The sequence below is a fragment of the Microbacterium sp. ARD31 genome (assembly GCF_031844425.1).
On sequence record NZ_JAUZVE010000111.1, the window covers coordinates 1 to 7,023 of the forward strand.

Below are 7,023 nucleotides of genomic sequence, written 5' to 3' on the forward strand. Positions count from 1 at the left end.
TCGGCACGGGTCGCCGAGGCGAAGCTGACGTCACGGACCAAGATGGTCCTTCTTCGGGATGGCCGCGAAGGCGTCGTTGACCGGCGCGAAGACGGTGAGCTCGGGGGCGTTGTTGAGCGTGTCCACGAGACCGGCCTCACCGACCGCGGTGACGAGGGTGGAGAGGAGCGGGTTGTTCGAGGCGGCGGTGGCGACCGGGTCGTCGGCCATGCCCTCGACGGAGCCCTCACCGGAGGTGGGGACCTGCGAGCAGGCCTCGCCGAACGGTGCGTCGGCGGCCATCGGCGACTCGGACTCCATGGGGGACTCGGACTCCATGGGGGACTCGGAGGGCGACTCGGAGGTGGTCTCCGACGACGTCGTGTCGGACGCGCTGCTGTCGGTGTCGCTCTCGGAGCCACAGGCGGCCAGGCTCATGGACGCGGTCAGCGCAAGCGCAGCGATGCCGAGGGTGCGGGTGCGGAGCAAGGTGGTCATGGTGGTGCCTTTCGGTGGGGTGCCGCGGTGGAGTGGGCCGGAGCCCGCTGTCGGGAGGTGTTCGTGGCGGCTGCGGAGACGGATGGGTGTTCTGGCGAAAAACTTTGGACAAACCTCGGACACATCGGGTCCGGGCAGGTCAGCGGACGGTGACGGCGATCTCCTGGACGCCGCTGGAGCCCTCGGGGAAGGGCCGCATCCGTACGGGCGTCTGCACCTCGCCGTCCTTGTTCGTGGCACGGCACGAGAGGAAGTGCTGGCCCGGCTCGGCGTCCCACTCGAAGAACCACTGGCGCCAGTAGTCGTCGTTCACCTGCGGGCCGAGCCGCGCCGGCTGCCAGGCCTCGCCGTCGATGCGCACCTCGACCTTCTCGATGCCGACGTGCTGCGCCCACGCGACGCCGCCCACCACGACCTTCCCGGCCGGGCTCTCCGACAGGGGCCGGGGCGTGTCGATCCGGCTGGACAGCTTGATCGGGGCGTCGACCACCCAGTCCCGCTCGGTCCAGTAGGCCTGCTGGGCGTCGTACGTCGTCAAGGTCATCCGGCTGATCCACTTGCAGGCGCTGACGAACCCGTAGAGGCCGGGCACCACCATCCGCACCGGGAAGCCGTGCTCGCGCGGGAGCGGGCCGCCGTTCATGCCGATGGCGAGCATCGCGTCGCGGCCGTCGAGGGCCACGTCGAGCGGCGTCGAGATCGTCATGCCGTCCACGTCGGTGGACAGGATCTGGTCGGCCCCGGTCCCGTCGATGCCGGCCCTCGCCAGCACGTCGGCGAGCGGCACGCCGAGCCAGCGCGCGCCGCCGACGTACGGGCCGCCGACCTCGTTGGAGACGCAGGTCAGGGTGATGTCACGCTCGATCGTGGGCATCGCGGCGAGCTCGTCGAAGGTCAGCGTGACCTCCTGCTCGACGTCGCCGTCGATGGTCAGCGTCCACGACCCGGCGTCGACGGCGGGAAGGGTGAGCCGGGTGTCGACCCGGTAGAACTCGCCGGCGGGCGTGCGCAGCGGGGTGATGCCGTCGTACGTCTCCTCGAGGCCTCGGGGGAAGGCCGGCGCGGGGTCGCCGGCGGCCGGCAGGGCGACGTCCGTGCCACCGAGGCGGTACGACGTCACCCAACGGCCGAGAGCCCCCATGGTCACCGCGGCCGCGGCGAGGCCGCCGCTCGCCACCAGGACCCCGCGCCGGGTCGGGCCGTCCGTCTGGGCGGACGGCCCCTGCGGGCTCCGGTCGTCGAGGCGGTGCAGCCACGCCAGGGAGGCGGACGCGGCGACCGCGGCGACCAGAGCAGGTACGACGTCGAGCGGGCCCGCGCCCGGCCGCAGGACGGCCAGCGCCCCGGCGACGACCGCCAGGCCGACGACCACCAGCAGCCCGGCCGTCGGCCGGCGGGCCGCGACGATCCCGGCGACGGCCGCCAGGAGCAGCACCACGACCGTCACCGAGCCGACCAGCACCACCTTGTCCGCGGTGCCGAACTGACGGATCGCCCACTCCTTCAGCGGCGTCGGGGTGAGGTCGATGACCGTCGAACCCACGGCCAGCACCGGCGAGGCGGCCGGCACGGTCAAGGCCGCGACCAGGTGCGCTGCCGCCAGCCCGACGAGGGTGGCGAGCACGCCGTAGGCGGCATGCCGGGCCGCGCGCCGCCGGGACCGGGGATCGGAGGAGTCCATGGGACGTCTTCGGAGCGGCGGGCCCACCGGATCGGTCGTGCGGCAGGATGCGGACATGACTGACGCCCCCGCAGAGCTGGTTCACTACGCCGTCTCCGACGCCGTCGCGACCATCACCCTCGACAGCCCGGCCAACCGCAACGCGCTGAGCCGCCAGCTCGTGACCGAGCTGTTCGCGCACCTCGAGCGGGCAGGCGCCGACGACGACGTCCGGGTGGTGCTCATCGAGAGCTCGGGCAAGGTCTTCTGCTCGGGGGCGGACCTGTCGGAGGCGAGCGCCGAGGGCATGGAGGCCGGCACCCGCCGGATCGTCGACCTGCAGCGGCTGATCGTGACCCTCGACAAGCCGGTCGTCACCAAGAACCTCGGCGCGGTCCGCGCCGGCGGCATCGGCATCGTCGCCGCCGCCGACATCGCGGTGAGCGCCGAGGACGCCACCTTCGCCCTCACCGAGGTCAAGCTCGGCCTCGCCGCGGCGATCATCAGCCTGACCGTCCACCACCGGATGAACCCCCGCGCAGCGTCGCTGACCACGCTGGGCGGCGAGGTGTTCACCGGCGCCGAGGCGGCGGCGTACGGCCTGGTCACCAGGGCGGTCCCCGCGGACCGCCTCGACGAGGAGGTCGCCGCGCTCTGCGCGAGCCTCGCCACCGGCGCCCCGCAGGGCCTGCGTGAGTCCAAGCGCATCCTCAACGGCGACCTGGTCGCCCGCATCGACGTCCTCGGCGAGGAGATGGCCGCCACCAGCACGCGGCTCTTCGCCAGCGACGAGGCGCGCGAGGCGATGACGGCCTTCCTCGCGCGCAAGAAGTAGCGCCTCGCCCGGTCCCACGGATTCCCGGTAAGTCGGCGGTGCTGGAGGTGCGCCGGTACGCTTGACGGTCTGCCTGCCGGGAGCGGGCAGCAGTGGTGCCGGGGGATGAGGAGCAGGTGTGAGCGAGGAGCTCGAGGCGCGGGAGATCGCGGCGGAGCAGCAGTACGTCGACGAGGTCTACGTCCAGCTCGAGGCGTCCACGCGCAGCGCGAAGGCGCTCGCGGCCGAGGGCCACAGCCGCGGCAGGCTGGAGCACGAGGGCGGACTCGTCGAGCGCGACGCGATGGTCTTCCAGGCCGCCAAGCGCATCGCGCAGCTCGACGCCGCGCACGAGGGCCTGGTCTTCGGGCGCCTCGACCTCGACCCCTCGATCGACCCCGAACCGCGCTACATCGGCCGCATCGGCGTGCGCAACGCCGACCGCGACGTCCTGCTGATCGACTGGCGCGCGCCGGCGGCCGGCGTGTTCTACCAGGCCACCGCCGCGACCCCGCAGGGCGTCGTACGCCGCCGGGTGCTGCGCTCGCTGCACCGCACCGTCATCGGCGTCGAGGACGAGCTGCTCGACGACGAGGTCGAGACCGACCTGCCGATCGTCGGCGAGGGCGCGCTGATGGCGCAGCTCTCCCGGGCGCGTGACCGCTCCATGCACTCGATCGTCGCGACCATCCAGGCCGAGCAGGACCAGGCGATCCGCGCGCCGGGCAAGGGCGTCGTGTCGATCTCCGGCGGTCCCGGCACCGGCAAGACCGTCGTCGCGCTGCACCGCGCGGCCTTCCTCCTCTACTCCGACCGCCGTCGCTACGAGGGTGGCGGCGTGCTGGTCGTCGGCCCCAGCGGCGTCTTCATGCGCTACATCGAGCGGGTGCTGCCCAGCCTCGGCGAGACCGCGGTCGCGCTGCGCTCGCTCGGCGAGGTCGTCGGAGGCGTGCGCGCCACCCGGCACGACGAGCCGGCCGTGGCCGACGTCAAGGGCGCCACGAAGATGGCCGAGCTGCTGCGTCGTACGGCCCGGCAGCACGCGCCCGGCGCGCCCACCAGCTTCCGGATCTACTGGCGCGACGAGACGCTCGTGCTCGACCCCGGCCTGCTCGGCCGGCTCCGCCGCCAGCTCATGTCGCAGGGCCGCCGCAACCGCCAGCTCCCGCGCGTGGCCAAGACGCTCCTCGACGCGATGTGGCGCCAGGTCAGCGGCGAGCGCGGCAAGGAGCGCGGCCGCGAGGCCTTCGACGACGACATGCTCGGCCACGAGGGCTTCGTCGAGTTCGCCGCCGCGTGGTGGCCGCCTCTGGACGCGCAGACCGTCTTCGGCTGGCTGCGCGAGCCGGAGTTCCTCGCCCGCGTGGGCGAAGGCGTCGTCACCCGCGAGGAGCAGCTGCTGCTGCTGAAGTCGTGGTCGTCCGGCGACCTGTCGATCGAGGACGTCCCGCTGCTCGACGAGCTGCGCTACGCCCTCGGCGACGTGCCGCAGCGCACCGACGACGAGCGCGACCTCGACGAGACCGGCCTGCTCGAGGGCGGCGTCGACCTCCAGGAGCTGACCACCATCTCCGAGCGCGAGTACGCCCCCGGCGGGCGCCAGTGGGCGCCGCCGACCCACCGCATCGAGGACGACGGCTACGCCCACGTCCTCATCGACGAGGCGCAGGACCTCACGCCGATGCAGTGGCGGATGGTCGGTCGTCGCGGCCGCACCGCGAGCTGGACGATCGTCGGTGACCCGGCGCAGTCGTCGTGGCCCGACGCCCCCGAGGCCGCCGCCGCGCGGGCCGAGGCGCTCGAGGGCAAGGAGCTCCACGAGTTCCACCTCTCGACCAACTACCGCAACTCGGCCGAGATCTACGCCTTCGCCGCCGACTACGCCCGCCGCGTCGGGCTCGACGCCGACCTCCCCGACGCCGTACGCCGCACGGGCGAGGAGCCGCTCGTCGTCGGCCCGGTCGACGACCTCGAGGCCGCCGTGCGCGAGGCGGTCACCACGATCGCCGGCCGCGTCGAGGGCACCGTCGGCATCGTCGTGCCCGTCGCGCGGCGCTCGGAGGTCAACGCCTGGCTGGCGTCGTGGCCGGAGCTCGCCGACGACGCGCCCGGGGCTCGCGCCGCGGTCGACTCGAGCGTCACGCCCAGCGGGGACGACCGGGTCGTGGTGCTGACGGGCCTCGACACCAAGGGCCTGGAGTTCGACGGCATCGTCGTGGTCTCCCCGCAGGAGATCGAGGACGAGTCGGCGACCGGCCGCGCGACCCTCTACGTCGTGCTGACGCGCGCCACCCAGCTGCTGACCACGGTCGGTTGACCCGGATCCGCCACCGGTTGATGCGGCTGCGTAGCATCGCCGGACGCAGGGTCCGGTCAGGTCGACGTACATCGTTCGGGAGGGTGATGTCCTCGCTCACGCGCGCCGTCGCGCTCGTCGCGTCGACGGTCCTGGCGACCGTCCTGGGAGCCGTCGTCCACGCACCCCCGGCCGGCGCCACGATCCCGCGGGGTGACACCGTCGACTCCGACCCCGACCCGTCGTGGGGCTGGGAGCGGGTGTTCGTCGACGGGTTCGACGGCCCCGCCGGCCACGGCCCGGACCAGTGGCACGTCATGCCCGCCTCGAACTGGCCGGCGCAGAACGGCCAGGGGCTGCTCGACGTCGGACAGCTCGCCCAGATCCGCACCAACCAGTCCTGGGCCCTCCCGGTCGGCACCCAGGTGCGGGTCACCGCGCGCCTGATGATGCCCAACACCGGCAGCAACTACGCCGCCTTCTGGGTCCAGCACCCCAACGGCACCGACCCGCGCGAGCTCGACGTCGTCGAGAGCTACGGCCCGCTGAAGACCACGGGCGCCCAGCTCGGCTCGCACATCTGCTACGACGAGATGGTCGGCACCGACTCCACCGCCTGCGAGGTGTCGGGGCTCCCGGCCGAGCTCTGGTCGGTCGGCCAGTACTTCCCCGCCGGCGCCAAGCCCTGGGACACCTTCTGGCAGTACCACGCGACCTTCACCGTCGGCGGTGACCTCGTGACCTTCTCCGCCAACGACGACGCTGGCAACCAGGCGTACTCGATGAACCTCACGCCCGACCTGCGCCGCGTGCCGAGCGGGACCATCCCCTTCCAGCTCCGGCTCTCCAACAAGGACGTCCAGCCCGAGCACGCCGTCCCCGGTGGCGACCGGATGAGCATGCTGGTCGACTGGGTCGCGATGGACGTCAAGTACCCCTGACCCTCCTCGGTGGGTGCGGCGCGAGCGGCCCCCCGCGTGGGTGGTCGAGGTGCGAGCGGCCCACCCTCGGTGGTTGAGGTGCGAGCGGCCCATCCTCGGTGGTTGAGGTGCGAGCGCCCCTCCCTTCGGTGGTTGAGGTGCGAGCGGAGCGAGCCTCGAAACCACGTCGTGGCTGGTGGTTGAGGTGCGAGCGGAGCGAGCCTCGAAACCACGTCCCGAGCCCCTCCGCAGACGGTCCTTCGACGCTGTCCACTGTCGGTGGTAGGCGGTATAATCGAACACATGATCGAGACGCTGGCGCAGGACGTCGAGAGGGTCGCAGACGACCTCTCGGCGTCCGACGTGCTCGCCTCGATCCGCGTTGAGAGGGCGGCTGAGCATCGGGCTGCGGCTCGTCAGCTGGACCTGGCGGCGCGGTGGGCCGACCTGCATCCGCCGGAATCGGTCCACCACGCGGCGACGTTCGCGACCCCGGGGTGTGAGCACGAGGAGCCGATCGCGGGTGTGGGTGCGCCGTTGGTGGCGGAGTTCTGCATCCCTGAGCTCGGCGCAGTGCTGGGGATGTCCAGCACGGCGGCGAAGAAGCTCATCGGCCACGCGCTCGAGCTGCGGCACCGGCTGCCGCGGTTGTGGGCGCTTGTGCAGGCGGGTGTGGTGCCGGCCTGGCGGGCCCGGTCGGTCGCGGAGGTCACCATCCACACGACGCCGGCCCTGACCCCCGAGGCGGTCGCGTTCGTCGACGGGCAGGTGTCGGCGGTCGCCGGGAAGGTGGCACCGGCGCAGCTGGACCGGCTGGTCGCGGAGGCGATCAAGCGGTACGACCTCGCCACCGACG

6 protein-coding genes are annotated in these 7,023 nt (G+C 72.8%); 4 read left to right on the forward strand and 2 right to left on the reverse strand.

All coding sequences use genetic code 11. The features are described 5' to 3' along the window. Nucleotides 1–30: 30 nt before the first annotated feature. Together Q9S36_RS51165 and Q9S36_RS51170 are read right to left on the reverse strand one after the other, a co-directional pair. Nucleotides 31–477: a fasciclin domain-containing protein gene (locus tag Q9S36_RS51165; RefSeq protein ID WP_311292390.1), complete on the reverse strand. Its 447-nt coding sequence runs from the start codon at nucleotides 475–477 to the stop codon at nucleotides 31–33. 139 nt (nucleotides 478–616) lie between these two features. Beyond that, a complete protein-coding gene (locus tag Q9S36_RS51170) occupies nucleotides 617–2,158 on the reverse strand; it encodes a molybdopterin-dependent oxidoreductase (protein ID WP_311292391.1) in 1,542 nt (513 codons plus the stop codon). Between the two features lie 55 nt (nucleotides 2,159–2,213). On the opposite strand from Q9S36_RS51170, the gene Q9S36_RS51175 reads away from it, so the two are divergent. The 4 genes from Q9S36_RS51175 to Q9S36_RS51190 form a co-directional block, all read left to right on the forward strand. Beyond that, nucleotides 2,214–2,972, forward strand: coding sequence for an enoyl-CoA hydratase-related protein (locus Q9S36_RS51175; RefSeq protein ID WP_311292392.1), 759 nt, complete (start codon nucleotides 2,214–2,216; stop codon nucleotides 2,970–2,972). 118 nt (nucleotides 2,973–3,090) lie between these two features. Then, nucleotides 3,091–5,268, forward strand: coding sequence for a UvrD-helicase domain-containing protein (locus Q9S36_RS51180; protein ID WP_311292393.1), 2,178 nt, complete (start codon nucleotides 3,091–3,093; stop codon nucleotides 5,266–5,268). Nucleotides 5,269–5,354: 86 nt separating this feature from the next. Beyond that, a complete protein-coding gene (locus tag Q9S36_RS51185) occupies nucleotides 5,355–6,188 on the forward strand; it encodes a hypothetical protein (protein ID WP_311292394.1) in 834 nt (277 codons plus the stop codon). 282 nt (nucleotides 6,189–6,470) lie between these two features. Beyond that, nucleotides 6,471–7,023 (forward strand): hypothetical protein (locus tag Q9S36_RS51190; RefSeq protein WP_311292395.1); only part of this gene is annotated, 553 nt, incomplete at its 3' end.